The sequence below is a fragment of the Knoellia pratensis genome (assembly GCF_042666395.1).
GTDB lineage: Bacteria > Actinomycetota > Actinomycetes > Actinomycetales > Dermatophilaceae > Knoellia > Knoellia pratensis.
Map to the genome: position 1 here is coordinate 622,567 of NZ_JBHTDJ010000004.1, position 16,200 is coordinate 638,766.

General features: G+C 68.2%; 15 protein-coding genes. 4 read left to right on the forward strand and 11 right to left on the reverse strand.

Features of this window, described 5'->3' with window-relative positions; genetic code table 11:
• Nucleotides 1-5: 5 nt before the first annotated feature.
• On the forward strand, nt 6-710 hold the full coding sequence (locus tag ACFQRE_RS19220) for an ABC transporter ATP-binding protein (RefSeq protein ID WP_449274553.1): 705 nt from the start codon (nt 6-8) through the stop codon (nt 708-710).
• Between the two features lie 176 nt (nt 711-886).
• Here ACFQRE_RS19220 and uvrA read toward each other — a convergent pair whose 3' ends face one another.
• On the reverse strand, nt 887-4,096 hold the full coding sequence (gene uvrA, locus ACFQRE_RS19225; protein WP_380125552.1) for an excinuclease ABC subunit UvrA: 3,210 nt from the start codon (nt 4,094-4,096) through the stop codon (nt 887-889).
• A gap of 72 nt (nt 4,097-4,168) precedes the next feature.
• Here uvrA and ACFQRE_RS19230 point away from each other — a divergent pair, with 72 nt between their 5' ends.
• The 3 genes from ACFQRE_RS19230 to ACFQRE_RS19240 are packed head-to-tail and all read left to right on the forward strand — an operon-like array spanning nt 4,169 to nt 6,694.
• Nucleotides 4,169-5,326 carry a hypothetical protein gene (locus tag ACFQRE_RS19230; protein WP_380125554.1) on the forward strand — a complete coding sequence of 386 codons (1,158 nt, stop codon included), beginning with the start codon at nt 4,169-4,171 and terminating at the stop codon, nt 5,324-5,326.
• Between the two features lie 4 nt (nt 5,327-5,330).
• Entirely contained in the window at nt 5,331-6,014 is a 684-nt protein-coding gene (locus ACFQRE_RS19235; protein ID WP_380125556.1) for a maleylpyruvate isomerase family mycothiol-dependent enzyme, read from the forward strand.
• Between the two features lie 2 nt (nt 6,015-6,016).
• The gene (locus ACFQRE_RS19240) at nt 6,017-6,694 is read left to right on the forward strand and encodes an MBL fold metallo-hydrolase (RefSeq protein WP_380125558.1); all 678 of its coding nucleotides are present in this window, start codon (nt 6,017-6,019) and stop codon (nt 6,692-6,694) included.
• 1 nt (nt 6,695) lies between these two features.
• On the opposite strand, the gene ACFQRE_RS19245 is transcribed toward ACFQRE_RS19240, so the two are convergent.
• The 10 genes from ACFQRE_RS19245 to ACFQRE_RS19290 form a co-directional block, all read right to left on the reverse strand.
• Entirely contained in the window at nt 6,696-7,121 is a 426-nt protein-coding gene (locus ACFQRE_RS19245) for an aconitase X swivel domain-containing protein (RefSeq protein WP_380125560.1), read from the reverse strand.
• Complete coding sequence (locus ACFQRE_RS19250) at nt 7,114-8,376, reverse strand: aconitase X (RefSeq protein ID WP_380125562.1); 1,263 nt, start codon at nt 8,374-8,376, stop codon at nt 7,114-7,116. The genes ACFQRE_RS19245 and ACFQRE_RS19250 overlap by 8 nt, the downstream gene beginning before the upstream one ends.
• Nucleotides 8,373-9,092, reverse strand: coding sequence for a GntR family transcriptional regulator (locus ACFQRE_RS19255; RefSeq protein ID WP_380125564.1), 720 nt, complete (start codon nt 9,090-9,092; stop codon nt 8,373-8,375). Before ACFQRE_RS19255 ends, ACFQRE_RS19250 begins: the two co-directional genes overlap by 4 nt.
• 25 nt (nt 9,093-9,117) lie before the next feature.
• Entirely contained in the window at nt 9,118-10,125 is a 1,008-nt protein-coding gene (locus ACFQRE_RS19260; protein ID WP_380125566.1) for a proline racemase family protein, read from the reverse strand.
• A gap of 5 nt (nt 10,126-10,130) precedes the next feature.
• Nucleotides 10,131-10,844, reverse strand: a complete 714-nt coding sequence (locus ACFQRE_RS19265) for an ABC transporter ATP-binding protein (protein ID WP_380125568.1) — start codon at nt 10,842-10,844, stop codon at nt 10,131-10,133.
• Nucleotides 10,841-11,677, reverse strand: a complete 837-nt coding sequence (locus ACFQRE_RS19270; protein ID WP_380125570.1) for an ABC transporter ATP-binding protein — start codon at nt 11,675-11,677, stop codon at nt 10,841-10,843. Before ACFQRE_RS19270 ends, ACFQRE_RS19265 begins: the two co-directional genes overlap by 4 nt.
• A complete protein-coding gene (locus ACFQRE_RS19275) occupies nt 11,674-12,822 on the reverse strand; it encodes a branched-chain amino acid ABC transporter permease (RefSeq protein ID WP_380125572.1) in 1,149 nt (382 codons plus the stop codon). Before ACFQRE_RS19275 ends, ACFQRE_RS19270 begins: the two co-directional genes overlap by 4 nt.
• Nucleotides 12,822-13,727, reverse strand: coding sequence for a branched-chain amino acid ABC transporter permease (locus ACFQRE_RS19280; RefSeq protein WP_380125574.1), 906 nt, complete (start codon nt 13,725-13,727; stop codon nt 12,822-12,824). Before ACFQRE_RS19280 ends, ACFQRE_RS19275 begins: the two co-directional genes overlap by 1 nt.
• 82 nt (nt 13,728-13,809) lie before the next feature.
• Nucleotides 13,810-14,979: a branched-chain amino acid ABC transporter substrate-binding protein gene (locus tag ACFQRE_RS19285; protein ID WP_380125576.1), complete on the reverse strand. Its 1,170-nt coding sequence runs from the start codon at nt 14,977-14,979 to the stop codon at nt 13,810-13,812.
• 215 nt (nt 14,980-15,194) lie between these two features.
• Nucleotides 15,195-16,196, reverse strand: a complete 1,002-nt coding sequence (locus tag ACFQRE_RS19290) for a proline racemase family protein (RefSeq protein ID WP_380125578.1) — start codon at nt 16,194-16,196, stop codon at nt 15,195-15,197.
• Nucleotides 16,197-16,200 lie beyond the last annotated feature (4 nt).

The following is a 16,200-nucleotide window of genomic DNA, read 5'->3' on the forward strand; positions in this document are numbered from 1 at the left end:
GCCCCATGCTCGAGGTCAAGGACCTGGTCGTCGCCTACGGCAAGATCAAGGCAGTCAAGGGCATCAGCTTCAGCGTCGAGGAGGGTGAGGTCGTCACCCTCATCGGCACCAACGGTGCTGGCAAGACGACGACCCTGCGGACCATCTCTGGTCTGCTTCGCCCCGCGAGCGGTTCGATCCGCTTCCAGGGCAAGCGGATTGACGAGACTCCCGCGCACCAGATCGTCACGCTCGGACTGGCGCACTCCCCTGAAGGGCGCCGGATCTTCCCTCGACTCACGGTCGAGCAGAACCTGCTCCTCGGTGCGTTCGCCCGGCGCGACACCGATGTCAAGAAGGACCTGAAGGCGGCATACGACCTCTTCCCGATCCTTGGAGAGCGCAAGGCCCAGGCGGCCGGCACGTTCTCCGGTGGCGAGCAGCAGATGCTTGCCATGGGTCGGGCCATGATGAGCCGCCCCAAACTGCTCATGCTCGACGAGCCGTCGATGGGCCTGTCCCCGCTCATGATGAAGACCGTCATGTCGACGGTGACGACGCTCCAGGAGCAAGGCACGACGATCCTGCTCGTCGAGCAGAACGCCCAGGCCGCGCTCAAGCGAGCCACCAAGGGCTACGTCCTCGAGGTCGGCAAGATCGTCCTCTCGGGCACCGGCTCGGAGTTGCTCCAGAGCGACGACGTCCGCAAGGCCTACCTCGGCGAAGACTGAGGCGAACGGGTCCCACGCGCCGCGTGGGCCTGAGGCGAACGGGTCCCACGCGCCGCGTGGGCCTGAGGCCCACGGGCAGTCGAGAGTGGAAGAAGTCCTGCTTCCCATCACGGGAGGCGGGACTTCTTCCACTCTCGACGGCTTGAGTTGACGGACGGGGTATGCCGCCCGCTCACCTATGCGCTCTTGCGCGGCGCCCGCTTCGTGGCCTTGGTGGCTCGCACGGGCTTGGCCACCGTGGTCGACCGTGCCGAAGTCGCTGCCGTTGTCTCGGTCCGGGTTGCCGCCCGCGCCGCCGCAGTCTTCTTGGGCACAGCGGCCTTCGTGGCCGCGGCCACCTTCTTGGTCGCGGCCCCCTTCTTGGTCGCAACAGCCTTGGTGCCGGTTGCCGCCTTCGCGGTGATCGCCTTGGTGGGAGCCGCCTTCTTGGCAGCAGCCGTCGGACGAGTCGTCGTGCGTGACGTCTTGGCGAGCACTGGCGCGAGGAAGTGACCGGTGTAGCTGTCGGGGTGGCGGGCGACCTGCTCGGGTGTGCCTGTGGCGACGACCGAGCCGCCCTTGTTGCCACCCTCTGGTCCGAGGTCGACGATGTAGTCGGCGCACTTGATGACGTCGAGGTTGTGCTCGATGACGATGACGGTGTTGCCCTTGTCGACGAGACCCTGGAGGACGCCGAGGAGCTTGCGGATGTCCTCGAAGTGCAGGCCAGTCGTGGGTTCGTCGAGGACGTAGATCGTCCGACCGGTCGAGCGCTTCTGCAACTCGGTCGCCAGCTTGACGCGCTGCGCCTCGCCGCCAGAGAGCGTTGGTGCGGGCTGCCCCAGTCGCACGTAGCCCAGACCGACCTCGGTGAGCGTCGTCATGTGACGCGCGATCGCGGGGACGGCCGCGAAGAACTCGGCCGCCTCCTCGATCGGCATGTCGAGGACGTCGGCGATGGTCTTGCCCTTGAAGTGGACTTCGAGCGTCTCGCGGTTGTAGCGGGCGCCGTGGCAGACCTCGCACGGCACGTAGACGTCGGGCAGGAAGTTCATCTCGATCTTGATCGTGCCGTCGCCGGAGCACGCGTCGCAGCGTCCACCCTTGACGTTGAACGAGAAGCGCCCGGGCTGGTAGCCGCGGATCTTGGCCTCGGTCGTCGTCGCGAAGAGCTTGCGGATCGCGTCGAAGACACCGGTGTACGTCGCCGGGTTCGAGCGCGGCGTGCGACCGATCGGGCCCTGGTCGACGTGGACGACCTTGTCGAGGTGTTCGAGCCCGGTGACCGTCTTGTGACGCCCGGGGACGTGCCTCGCGCCGTTGAGCTTGTTGGCGAGCACGTGGTAGAGGATGTCGTTGACCAGCGTCGACTTGCCGGACCCGGACACACCGGTCACGGCGACGAGGTTGCCCAGCGGGAAGCTGGCGGTGACGTCGTGCAGGTTGTGCTCGCGGGCACCGACAACGGTGACCTCGCGGCCCTTCTCCTGCGGACGGCGCACAGCCGGGAGCGGGATCTCGGCGCGACCGGAGAGGTACTTGCCGGTGATCGACGTCGGGTGGGTGAGCAGGTCGGCAACGGTGCCGGAGTGGACCACCTCTCCCCCGTGCTCCCCCGCGCCCGGGCCGATGTCGACGACCCAGTCAGCGGTGGCGATCGTGTCCTCGTCGTGCTCGACGACGATGAGGGTGTTGCCGAGGTCGCGCAGTCGGGTCAGCGTCTCGATGAGCCGGTGGTTGTCGCGCTGGTGCAGGCCGATGCTCGGCTCGTCGAGGACGTAGAGGACGCCCACGAGGCCAGAGCCGATCTGGGTGGCGAGCCGGATGCGTTGTGCTTCACCGCCGGACAACGTGCCGGACGGCCGGTCGAGGCTGAGGTAGTCGAGGCCGACGTCGAGGAGGAAGCCCAGTCGGGCGTTGATCTCCTTGATCACCCGCTCGGCGATCTGCTGCTCACGCACGGTGAAGTCGACTCCCTCGAGGAACCCAGCCGACTCCGAGATGGGCAGCGAGCACACGTCGGCGATGCTTTTGCCGCCGACGAGGACCGCGAGGGACTCGGGCTTGAGTCGGCTGCCGCGACAGGCCGGGCAGGGCACTTCGCGCATGTAGCCCTCGTAGCGCTCTCGGCTCCAGTCGGAGTCGGTCTCGGCATGCCGACGCTTCACGAACGGGATCGCACCCTCGAAGCCGGTCGTGTAGGAGCGCTCACGACCGAAGCGGTTCTTGTACTTGACGTGAACCTTGTGGTTGCGGCCGTGGAGCAGCGACTCCCTGGCCCGCTCGGGCAGGGACCGCCACGGGGCGTCGATGCTGAACTTCAATTCTTCGGACAACGCACCCAGAACCCGTTGGAAGTACTCGGACGCGCCACTGCCCGACGCCCAGGGTGCGATCGCGCCCTCGGCGAGGGACAGGTCATCGTTGGGGACGACGAGCTCGGGGTCGACCTCGAGCTCGGTGCCGATGCCCGTGCACACCGTGCAGGCGCCGAACGGGGAGTTGAAGGAGAAGGAGCGGGGCTCGACCTCGTCCATCGCCAGCGGGTGGTTGTTGGGGCAGGCCATCTTCTCGGAGAAGCGTCTCTCCCGGGGCAGTGCCGCACCCTCCGCGCCCTCGGGGACGTCGACGAACTCGATGAGGACGACCCCTCCGGCGAGGCCGAGCGCGGTCTCGACGGAGTCGGTGAGACGCCGCTTGGACGAGGCGTCGCCACCCTTGGCCACGAGGCGGTCGACGACGACGTCGATGGTGTGCTTGATCTGCTTCTCGAGGATCGGAGGCTCCGCCAGGGAGACCACCTCGCCGTCGACACGAGCACGCGCGAAGCCCTTGGACTGGAGCTCGGCGAAGAGGTCGACGAACTCACCCTTGCGGGCCCGCACGACCGGGGCGAGCACCTGGAAGCGGGTGCGCTCGGGCAGCTCGAGCAGCTGGTCGACGATCTGCTGCGGGCTCTGACGCGTGATCGGCTCGCCACAGGTCGGGCAGTGGGGTCGGCCAGCGCGGGCGAAGAGCAGACGCAGGTAGTCGTAGACCTCGGTGATCGTGCCGACGGTCGAGCGCGGGTTGCGGTTGGTCGACTTCTGGTCGATCGAGACTGCCGGTGACAGCCCCTCGATGAAGTCAACGTCGGGCTTGTCCATCTGCCCGAGGAACTGACGCGCATAGGCCGACAGGGACTCGACGTAGCGGCGCTGCCCCTCGGCGAAGATCGTGTCGAACGCGAGCGAGGACTTGCCGGACCCCGAAAGACCCGTGAAGACGACGAGCGAATCGCGCGGCAGGTCGACCGAGACATCCTTGAGGTTGTGCTCACGCGCACCACGCACGATGAGGCGGTCGTGGGTGGCGCTCCCGGAGCGTCGGGCGGGCGTGGGGGTCACAGCAGAAGTCACGATCCCCATGCTAGGTGTCGCCACCGACAGCCCCGGACCAACGCTCCTCGCGCCATCGTGACCGCCTCTAGAGTGACAAGCGTGAAGGTGCCTTCCGTCCTCGTCGGGCTGGCCGTGGGGTCGAGCCTGGCCCTCGGCGCGTGCACGAGCGATGCACCCGACACCACCGCCCGATCTCCCTCCGCAGCACCCATGGATTGGCAGCGCGTGCCTCTCCCGACCGGGCTGTCAGCGGTCACGCTGGCCGCGACCGACGAGACGGTGCTCGTCGGTGCCTACGGACCTGCCCGCCCCCGGCCGCACCTCCTCTCGGGCACGGGTTCGGGACCCTGGCAGGACGTTCCCCTCACCCCGCGTTCCCCCTACGCCTTCGAGGCCCGCTGGTTCCAGATCATCGCCCGTGACGGCCACATCGACGCGATCGCCGGAGCGCGCGGTGGCGCCCACGGCAACTACCGCTGGACGACGTGGACGGGGACCACCACGGGTGTCGCCGAGCAGGAACAACCGTTCGGTGTCTTCGGCAGCTACGGGGCCGGCGACCTTGCCGGCATGGCGTATGCCGGTGGGTCACCCGTGATTCTCGGCGCCTGGCAGAGCGAACGGACCGGCCTCGACATTGCGACATGGACCCGCACGGGCGCGCGCTGGGCTCGCCAACCGTCGACCGGCACGCCTCTCGGTAGCACCCCAGACGAACTTGCGGGCGCGACCGCCATCACCTCCGGCGGTGACGGCCTGGTCCTCTCGGGCTCACTCACTCGACTCGAGCCCGGCTCCGTCACCGTCGAACCCGCGGTGTGGACGTCGCCGGACGCAGACGGTCCGTGGACCCGCGAGGACCTCCCGCACGCCACACCCGAGAAGGGCAGCGCCCTCGCCGAGGCACACGCCGCCACCTGCACCCCACACCAATGCCTCGTCACGGGCACGGTCGGCGGGCGCTTATTCCTGTGGGAGGTGGGCGGGAACACGACGAGGAACCCGTCCGGCATACCCGACATCGAGGTGACCCAGAACGCGTCGGTCCTCGCACCGATCAGTCTTGAAGGGAAGGACGTGTTCGTCGTGCCGTCGCGCGGCGGCAGCGTGGTCCTGCAGCGCTCGGGTGAGACATGGTCGGTCGGCGACGGGCCCCGTGGCGCACCCGTCTCCGCAGTCCTCCTCGGTGACGAGGTCTGGGTCGTCACCACGGACGCCCATGGCACGGGCACGCTGTGGCGCGCGCGCGTAGCCTGAGGTCGTGACCGATCTCCTTGCCGCCATTGATGATCACACCGCCCGCCTCGTCGCCGACGCCGGTGGCGCCGACGACCTCGCTGCGCCGAGCCTGTGCGAGGGGTGGACTCGCGACCACGTCCTGAACCACATCGCGCGCAATGCCGAGGCCCTGAGCCTGCTCGTGCGTTCGGCCGTCGACGGGACCGGCGAAACCATGTACGCCTCACCGGAACAGCGCGACGTCGACATCGACGCAGGCGTCGGGCGTGGCCGCGACGAACTCGTCACCGAGGTCGCCGAAACCGCCCAGGCTCTCGCTCGCGCGCTGCGCCGTCTGACGGACGAGCATCGAGACATCGTGCTGGAACGCACGCCTGGTGGACCCACCTTCAAGGGCGGGATGCTGACGTTCATGCGGCTGCGCGAGGTCATCTACCACCACGTCGACCTCGACGTCGGATTCGGTTTCGACGACGTGGACGGCGATCTCCAGGTCCTCTTCATCGACAACGAGCTCAAGCGCCAGGACGGCGCGCCCGCCACCCCCTCTCTCACGATCCGGAGCGACGAGGGCGATGTCTGGAGCATCGGCGGTGGCGACGCCGAAGTCGTCGGTTCGCGTGGCGGCATACTCCGCTGGTTGGCTCGTCAGGACCCGTCCGGCGTCCGCAGCGAAACGCTCCCCGAACTCACGGCAGGACTGTGACGATGGCCCAGCAGACGGCATACACCGGCGATGTCGCGCCCGGCGGCCCCACCGACACCCGCGAGCTCGAGCACCTCGTCATCCGCAAGGCCGCGGTGTCGGAGATGTCGAACAACGCCTACCTCCTCACCTGTCGCGCCACCGGTGAGCAGCTCCTCATCGATGCCGCGGACGATCCCGCGAGACTCACCGCCCTCATCCGTCAGGGCACCGGCAGCCTCGAACACATCGTGACGACGCACCAGCACTGGGACCACGTGCGCGCCCTGTCCGACCTCGTCGACGCCTTCCACCCGCGCACCTACGCAGGCCGCGACGACGCCGAGGCCCTGCCCGTCCGCCCCGATGTGCGCCTGGCTCAGGGCGATCGGATCACCGTCGGCCAGTGCGATCTCGATGTCATCCACCTCCGCGGTCACACCCCCGGTTCCGTGGCGCTGGCCTACTCCGACCCCGCAGGACACACGCACCTCTTCACCGGCGACTCACTCTTCCCCGGCGGCGTCGGGGCAACGACGCGCTACGAGTACCAGAGCTTCGACAGTCTCATCGAGGACGTCTCCGTCCGACTCTTCGACGTCTACGGCGACGACACCTGGGTCTACCCGGGCCACGGCGGCGACACCACCCTCGGCGCCGAACGACCGCATCTCGCGGACTGGCGAGAACGCGGCTGGTGAGTCACCGGATGGTGACACTCGCCGTCCCGAGGTCGGGGTCACTCTCGACGGCCACCAGGCCGCGGACGGCGTCGAACTCCTCCTCGGTCACGACGACGACAGGCACCGCAATCGCATAGAGCTCATCCGCCACGATGGCACCGAGCGCGATGATCGCGTCAGGTCTGGCGAGCACGATCGCCGACGGGCCGTGGCCCGATCGGATGAGTTCGGCGAGGACCGACGAGGAACTGCTCGATCCACGTCCACTGCGCATGGCCAGGACGTGACCCGCGACAGAGCGGCCGAGCTGAGGGTGATGGGCATCGACGACGACGCCAGCCGCGTCGGTGCCGCCCCAGAAGGACAGGCCGATGTCGAGCCGGATCACTGTGCCGCCTCCCAGGCCTCGCGTGAGCGGGGTCGCCTCGATCGCGTGGTCAGGCATCGATGACGACCTGTCCTGCAACGGCGGATGCGACGCACTCCGCCAGCGTCGCGAGGACGACCTCGACTCCGATGTTGCCCGGTGCGTAGTGCGCCCACTTCGCGGAGGTGGTCATCGCGACGTGAGCCGACGGCGGGAGGACGGGTGTGACGTAGGTGCAGGTGTCGACGACGAAGCGGAAGCCAGCCCCTTCCACCTGTTCGGCGAGGCCCACTTCTCGCGCCACGGCGAGAATGCCTCGCGACGTGGACACGACCGCGTCGACACCGGGATGGACCCGCCCTCCCGACGCGCCGAGTTCGTCGACGAGCTTCTGGATCTCCGCGAGGGACGCGTGCGGCGTGCCGAGGCTCACCGCGTCGAGTCGCCGTCCCGATGCCGTGCTCAGCGAGCGGCGTACGCGGTCGAGGTCGGCGTCGGAGACCACGGTGACGGGTGCACCGGACCGGGTGCAGGACACGAGGTCCGAGGCCTCCGGCGTGCGACCGACGAGGTGGAACATTCCCACTGACCCCGAGGAGGCGGCCGCCGCACCGAGGGCCTTGAGTGCGTCCTCGGACACGTCCCCGCCTGTGCCGACAAGCGTCGGGACTCCGCCCTCCACGACGTCACCGACGAGATGGCCGAGGACGCCCCACCACATCTCCTCCGTCAACCTGGTTGGGCTCACGGCGGAGAAGTCCACGACCACGGTCCCCCACCGCTCTGCGTCGAGGTGGAGCCCTGCAAGAGGTGCCCGGCCCGTGACGGCCGCGCTGATGTCGAGGAAGTCGCCGTAGCGGTCGGTGCGCGCACCCAGGACCGAGTTGGCAAAGACGATGGCGTTCGACTCGGCCCAGGCCACGTGCTCACCGAGCCCGGGACGAGCCCCCACTTGGTACGGCGCGCACGTCCACGTCGGGCGGGCCCCCAGCCCGCAATAGGTTTCCATGAGCGCCAGACCGCCGGTCAGCACTCCGGGGTGGGTCACGTCCTCGTGAACGGTCCCGGGGTGTAGGAGGTCCAGCGAACCGACATTGAGGGTCGTCGGCACGCGCACCCTCGCATCGAGGTCGAACAGCCGTCGCGCAAAGTCGAGCCCTGCCCGCCCGTGGTAGAGGCAGGAATCGACGTGGGCGCTGCTCACCTCGACGAGCCTTGTGGCACCGCGAACCCGTGCCAGGGAGGTCACGACACGCATCGCGAGCGCAACTCCGTCCCCCGAACCTCCGGCGAGCATGTCCCGCTCGTCGAGGGTGAGATCGAGGCCGGTCATTCTCCGTCGGTGTGGCCGGCCCACACCGATCGGACGTGCCCGATGTGCGTGGCCACGACATCGCGCATGCGGTCGCCGTCCCGGTCCAAGGCGGCCTGGACCATCTCTTGGTGCTCCTCACACAGGGTGATCATGAGACCGGTTCCGGAGAGCTGCTCCAACCCGTAGAGGCGTGAGCGAGACCGCAGGTAGCGCACGACCTGCACGATGTGGTCATTGCCGTGGAGGGCGAGGAAACGCAGGTGGAACTCGGTGTCGGCTTCGATGTAGCGGACGAGATCGCCCTCGGCGGCCGCGCTGCGGATCTCGTCGGCGAGTGGACGCAGGGCCTCCACCTCACCCACCAGGTCACCCTCACACGCCTCCGCGACCATCCCCATGGCGGGGACCTCGATGAGGAGACGCAGCTCCGCCATCGCGTCGAGCTCGGCATCGGAGAGCTCGGTGACGCGGAATCCCTTGTTCCTGACGACCTCGACCATGCCTTCGGAGACGAGGTCCAGCATCGCCTCGCGCACCGGAGTGGCGGACACCCCGAACTGGGCCGCGAGCTTGGGTGCCGAGTAGACCGACCCGGGCCGCATTCGGCCGGAGACGAGCAGGGCTCGCAGGGCATCGCCCACCTGGGCCCGCATGCTGGACTGCTCCTGGTGCTTGGGCAGGTCGAGCTGCGAGAGGTCCCCTGCTGACACCTGGGGTCGGGGCGCCGTCGTCATGGAGTCGTCCTCTCGTCCGGGGCACTCAGCGAAGCACGAAACCGGGGGTCATGGGGTCACGGGTGTCGACGGTGAACTCGCTCGTGCCGGTCCGGTATGCGGTGCCGGTCACCTCGGGCACGACAACGGGCCGCCCATCGACAACCCCATGATCGACCACCCGGGCCAGAAACACGGAACCCACGACGGATTCGTGTCGCAACACCTGTCCCGGCGCGAGCTCTCCGGAGTCGGCGAGCAGCGCAACACGCGCGGCGGTCCCCGAGCCGCAGGGTGAGCGGTCGACCTGACCGTCAGCGAAAATTGTGCAGTTTCGCTGGTGGAGCTGGTCCCCGGAGGCGCCGGGTGCCGTGAAGATCGTCCCGTAGATCCCGGACAGGCGAACGTTGCTTGGGTGGCGTGCTGCGTCGATGGCGTTGAGGCCGTCACGGATCTCGCGACCGATGGCGATGAGAGCGTTGACGTCCGCAGGAACGACGTCGAGACCGACATCGGCAGCCGGGAGGACGGCATACATCGCTCCGCCGAAGGCGATGTCGACGGTGACGGGCCCGCGCGAGGTGGGCACCGTGAGGCCGCGCGCGTGCACCCATGAGGGCACGCTCACGAAGGTGACGTCGGCAACCTCGCCGGCCACGAACCGGACGCGAGCGCGGACCCGTCCGGAGGGCACGTCGATGACGACCTCGGTCTCCCCGTCCTCCCGGCGTTCGACGAGACCGGTGTCGACGGCCCACACCCCGAGGGCGATCGTGCCGTGCCCGCACGCCGTGGAGAAACCGTCCTTGTGCCAGAAGAGAACTCCCAGGTGGGCACCCTCGTCATCGGGTGCAGTGATGAACCCGCCGTACATGTCGGCGTGCCCACGTGGCTCACTGCAGAGGAGTTCTCGGAGCCGCTGGGTCGCTGGGTCGTCGATCGCGGACCCCCGTCGGTCCGCGACGGTGCGACCGCGCAGCTCGGGCAGGGCGTCGGTGACGATGCGGAAGGGCTCGCCACCTGTGTGGTAGTCAACGGTGCGATGGCTCTCCACCGACCTCACTTGCCCAGGTAGGCCGCAACGACCTGCGGGTCGTTGGCCAGGTCGGCAGCCGTTCCGGACAGGGTGACCCGGCCGGAATCAAGGACGTAGCCGCGGTGTGCAACCTTGAGCGCCGCCCGCGCGTTCTGCTCGATGAGAAGCACCGACGCCCCGGCCCGGTTGATCTCGGTGATCGTCTCCATCACCTGTGCAACGACCAGCGGCGCGAGCCCCATGGTCGGCTCGTCGAGCATCAACAGCTGCGGTCCGGCGATCATGGCTCGGCCGATGGCGAGCATCTGCTGTTCCCCGCCGGACAGGGTCCCGCCCTGTTGTCCTCGGCGGTCGGCCAGCCGCGGCAGGAGGTCGTAGACCTGCCGGATCCGGGTGTCGATCAGCGCCTTGTCCCTGATGCTGTAGCCGCCTATCAGGAGGTTCTCGTGCACGGTGAGTCGCGAGAAGATCCGGCGTCCCTCGGGCACGTGGATGAGACCCTTCTCGACGATGGACCACGGCGTGGCCCGGGTGATGTCCCGCCCGAAGGCGGTCACCGTGCCGCGCTGGGCTCGCACGAGACCGGAGATCGTCGCCACTGTCGTCGACTTCCCAGCGCCGTTGTTGCCCAGCAGCGAGACGATCTCGCCTTCTCTGACCGTGAGACTCACCCCGCTGAGGGCCTGGACCTTGCCGTAGGCCACGTCGAGGTCGGCCACCTCAAGGATGTTGTTCATCGCTCCTCCTCCGCGGCAATCTCGTGCGCCTGCTCAGCAGCGATCTGCTCTGCCTCGCTCCGCGCATCCGGATCCTCGGCCCCGAGATAGGCCTCGATGACGGCCGGGTCGGTTCGGATCTGCGCCGGGCTGCCTTCCGCGATCTCCTTGCCGTAGCTGACGACGACGATGCGCTGGGACACCTCCATGACAAGCCCCATGTCGTGCTCGATGAGGACAACGGCCGTCCCGAGGTCGCTGATCCGTCGCAGGAGCGCGAGGAGCTCCTCCTTCTCGCCGTGGTTGAGCCCTGCGGCCGGCTCGTCGAGGAGCAGCATCTGCGGTTCCCGGGCGAGGGCCCGGGCGATCTCCACCCGGCGCTGCTCCCCGTAGGGAAGATTGCGGACCTGGCTCGTGCGGTCGGAACGCACCCCGACGAAGTCCAGCCAGCGGTGCGACTCGTCAGTGGCCTCCTGCTCTGATCGGCGGTAGCGCGGAGTGCGCAAAATTGCGTCGAAGGCGCTCTGCCGCAACCGGACGTGCATCCCGGCGCGGACATTGTCGAGGACCGTGAGGTCGCCGAAGAGCCGGAGGTTCTGGAAGGTCCGGGCGATGCCTGCTGCGGCGATGTTCGCCGGACGGTGCCCGGTGATGTCCTTGCCCCGGAACCGCACCGAACCCGACGTGGGCCGATAGAAGCCAGTGACACAGTTGAAGGCGCTCGTCTTGCCGGCACCGTTGGGCCCGATGACCGACAGGACTTCTCCCTCGTGAACGTCAAAGGTCAGCCCGTCGACGGCTCGCACGCCACCGAAGGCGACATGGAGGTCCCGGCACTCAAGGACGGCAGTCACCGTGCCACCTCCGCGTCCGGGCTCTGCGGTTGCCGAGCGGCGCTCGCCGGCTCCGTCGGGGAGTGCGGCCAGATGCCCTGCGGCCGGAAGAGCATGACCACGATGAGCAGGACGCCAAAGACGAGGTAGCGCCAGTTCTCGGCCCCACGCAGGAGCTCGGGCAGCAGCGAGATCACCAGGGCGCCCACGACAACCCCCGGTGTTGATCCCATCCCGCCGAGGACGACGGCCATCAGGATGAGGGCGGACCAGAGGAAGTTGAAGCTCGGCGGCGAGATTGCGGTCTGATGGACCGCGAACAGGACTCCCGCGAGCCCGCCGAAGATCGCCCCGGTGACGTAGGCAGCGAACTTCACCTTGTAGGTGTGGATGCCCATCGCCTCGGCCGCGTCCTCGTCCTCGCGCACGAAACGCCAAGCGCGTCCGAGGCGACCCCGCCCGAGGCGGGAGGACGCGATGACGGCAAGCGACACGACGATCGCCGTGACCCAGTAGACGACCACGTCGGCGCGGTAGCCGAACTCGCCGAACCCGGGGATGCCGAAGATCCCATTCGGTCCTCCGGTGACGTCGAGGTTGTTCGCGGTGATCCGGATGATCTCGCCGAACCCCAGCGTCACGATCGCGAGGTAGTCGCTCCGAAGGCGCAACGTGGGAGCCCCGATGACGATCCCCCCGACGACGGCCATGAGGACGACGGCGGGGACGGTGGCGATGATCGGCCAGCCGAAGGTCGTCGAGAGCAGCCCGGAGGTATAGGCCCCGATGGCAAAGAAGGCTGCGTATCCGAGATCGAGAAGGCCGCAGTAGCCGACCACAATGTTGAGCCCGACCGCGAGCATGACGAAAATGAGTGCATCCGTGGCGATCCGGAGCGTGTAGGCGTCGGCGTTGACGAAGGGCAGAGAAACGGCGAGGACGACGATGGCGGCCGCGAACCACGGGCTCGAGACGGCCCGCGAGGCGGCGTTCGGGCCGCGACCCTTCGTGGCGGACGCGCGGCCGGCCCCCGCAGGGGCGAGGCCGTTCCCCGCAGGGGCGACATTGGCCGGCTGCTTCTCCTCGACCGCGCGGACGTAGGCGCTCGCCTCATCTGGTGAGTGCCGAGTTCGCGTGGGCTCGCTGGACAGGGACGGGTCGGTCATCACACACGCTCCGTAACTCGCTCACCGAGCAAGCCTGTCGGCTTGACGGTGAGGAAGAGGATGAGAAAGGCGAAGGCGAACACGTCGCGCCACTGGCTGCCGAGCCAGGCCGTGCCGAAGGATTCGAGGAGACCAAGGACGAGCGCACCGAGCACAGCGCCCCGAATGTTGCCGATGCCACCGATCACCGCGGCGGTGAACGCCTTGAGACCGATGATGAACCCCATGAGGAAGTCAATCTTCCCGTAGTAGGCCCCGGCCATGACCCCGGCCGCACCGGCGAGTGCGGAGCCGATGAAGAAGGTCCGCGAGATGACCTGGTCGACGTTCACGCCCATGAGCAGGCAGGCGCGCGGGTCCTGTGAGATGGCGCGCATTGCCCTGCCAGAACGCGTGCGCCGGACGAGGGCGTCGAGGGCGAGCATCAGGGCGACGGCGATCGCCATCATCACGAGCTGGGCATAGGTCACTCGCGCCCCGAGGAAGTCGAACGCGCCGCCTCCAATGGTGACGGGGTACGCCCGGGGGCTGGGCCCGTAGGTCACGGCGACCCCGTACTCGAGGGCGAAGCTCGCCCCAACCGCCGTGATGAGGACCGAGAGCCGTGGGGCGCTGCGCAACGGCCGGTAGGCGACACGCTCGAGGACGAGGCCAACCAGCCCGGTCGCGATCATGGCCAACACCATGACGACGACGAGCGCGACGATGCCGGCCCCGCCTGCGAGCGCGCCCGACCCCACCGTGAGCAGGGTGAACCCGACGAACGCGCCGAGCATGTAGATGTCGCCGTGGGCGAAGTTGAGCAGCTTGATGATCCCGTAGACCATCGAGTAGCCGAGGGCAACGAGCGCATAGAAGGTACCGACGAACAGCCCGTTGAGCACGAGCTGCAGCACGTAGTCCATCTTGCTCCTTCCGTCGAGGGTGTCAGTGGATGCGGGGGTGGCGGCGCCCGGTCACGTGACGGACGCCGCCTGGCCCCACCGGTCAGGAATTGAGGGCGAAATCTGTTCCCTTGACGACGAGGATGTCGAAGCCACCTTCAGCCAGGGTGTGCTCGGGAGTGAACTTGAGCTTCCCGGAGAAGATCTGGAAGCCGTCCATGTCCTCCAGGGCCTTGATGACGTCAGCGCCCTTCGTCGAGCCGTCGGCCTCCTTGACGGCCTGAGCCGCGATCCGGACAGCGTCGTAGGCCTGCGTCGAGTAGGGGCCGGGGTCGCTTCCGAAGGCCTTGGTGTACTTTCCGATCCACTCCGCCCCGCCGGGGATCGTCGACGGGGTCTGGGTCATCGTCGCGAAGACGCCTTGGGCGTTGGCCTCGCCCGCGATCTCGACGAGCTTCTTGTCCACTGCACCGTCGGCGACCATGAGGTCGCCCTTGTACCCGGCGCTGCGCAGCTGCTTGATGAGCAGGCCACCCTCTTGGTAGTAGCCGGTCCAGTAGACGAAGTCCGCCTTCGAGCGCAGGACCGCCGTGACCGTGCCCGAGTAGTCGGACTCGCCCGCCGTCACTGACTGCTTGTTGGCGACGCTGGCGCCCGTTCCCTTGAGGTTGTCAGCCGTCCGGGTGGTGATGTCCTTGGAGTAGGAGGTGTTGTCGTCAAGAAGAGCGACCGCCTTGGCGCCCTTGCTCTTGATGAAGTCGCTCGCGGCCTGTGCCTGCTGCACGCCGGTGCCGTTGACGAGGAAGACGTTGTTGAGCTTGGCCTTGAGGAGGTCGGCGGAGTTTGCCGCAGGGATGAGCATGGGGACGCCGGCCTTGCCGAAGATGCTGAGGGTGGGCAGCGTCGCCGATGAGCAGTACCCACCGACGGAGATGTCCACGCGCGCCGTGACAAGTTTGGCGGCACCGGCAGCAGCCGTCTTCGGGTCACACGCCTCGTCCTCGACGGTGAGAGACAGCTTGCGCCCATCGACGCCGCCAGCGGCGTTGATCTCGTCCACGGCGAGTTGAGCACCGTTCTTCATGTACGGCCCGATCGCCGCAGAGCTGCCGCTGATGGGCGTGAGCATGCCGAGTTTGATGTCGCCCTTCGTGCCCGAGTCGGAGTCGGCGGAGGAACTGCCCTCCTTGAGGCCGCCCCCGCAGGCGCCCAGGGTGAGGGCGATGGACAGGGCGGCCGCACCGACGGCCGCACGACGGTGGAATGTGCTCATGGCAAGATCCCGCTTCCTGGCCGGAGGCCGGCCGGTGATGCGGCCGGGACGGGCGTCCCGGCCGTTCATGTGCGGCGCTGGAGTCTCCGAGGAGTCACACAGCGCTGTGTGACATAGCAGCCAACTTGGCGTTGGGGTGTCCCCGCTCGAGTGGTGGTGAGGGGGGACGGGGCCGGGCACCGGTCGGGTGCCGACCCGGTCTGGGGGCCGGATCGTCAGACGACGAAACCGGCGGGATAGGGATCAGTCGGATCGAGCGTGTACTGGGCCGTGCCTGTGATCCAGGCCCGACCGGTCACCTGCGGGATGATGCCGGGTCGGTCGCCGACCGTCGTTTCCCGCAGGATGCGGCCCACAAAGCGAGAACCGATGAAGGACTCGTTGACGAAGTCCTCCCCCAGCCCGAGCACCCCACGAGCGTGGAGCTGGGCCATCCGTGCGCTGGTCCCCGTGCCGCACGGGGATCGGTCGAACCACCCCGGGTGGATGGCCATGGCGTGCTGCGAGTGCGCGGAAGTGGACGTGGGCGCCTCGAGGTACACGTGGTGGCAGACGTTGATCGCCGGGTTCTCCGGGTGGGTCACGGGGTTCTGCTCGTTGATGGCATCCATGATGGCCAACCCGGCGTCGAGCATCCGCTGGCCCTGCGACCGCTCGAAGGCAATACCCAGGTCATCCAAGGAGACCACGGCATAGAAGTTCCCGCCGTAGGCGATGTCGTAACGGACCTCACCGTGGCCGGGCACCACGACCACCTGGTCCAGGGCGTGTGCATAGGACGCGACGTTCTCCAGGGTGACCGACTCAGCGCGCCCGTCGACAACGGCGACCCTGGCGGTGACGAGCCCGGCCGGCGTGTCGAGGCGAATGACCGTCTCCGGTTCGGTCACCTCGACCATGCCCGTCTCGACGAGCACCGTGGCCACCCCCATCGTCCCGTGTCCGCACATCGGCAGGCACCCGGACACCTCGATGAAGAGGACCCCGAAGTCGGCATCGGGCCGCGTGGGGGGCTGGAGGATGGCGCCACTCATGGCGGCGTGCCCTCGGGGTTCGCGCATGAGGAGGGTTCGGACATGATCGCGCTCGGCGATGAACCGCTCCCGGCGTTCGAACATCGTCGCGCCCGGCAGCACCCCTACACCCCCGACAACCACCCGTGTCGGCATCCCCTCGGTGTGGGAGTCGACGGCGTGAAAGACGACGTTCGAGCGCATGGGG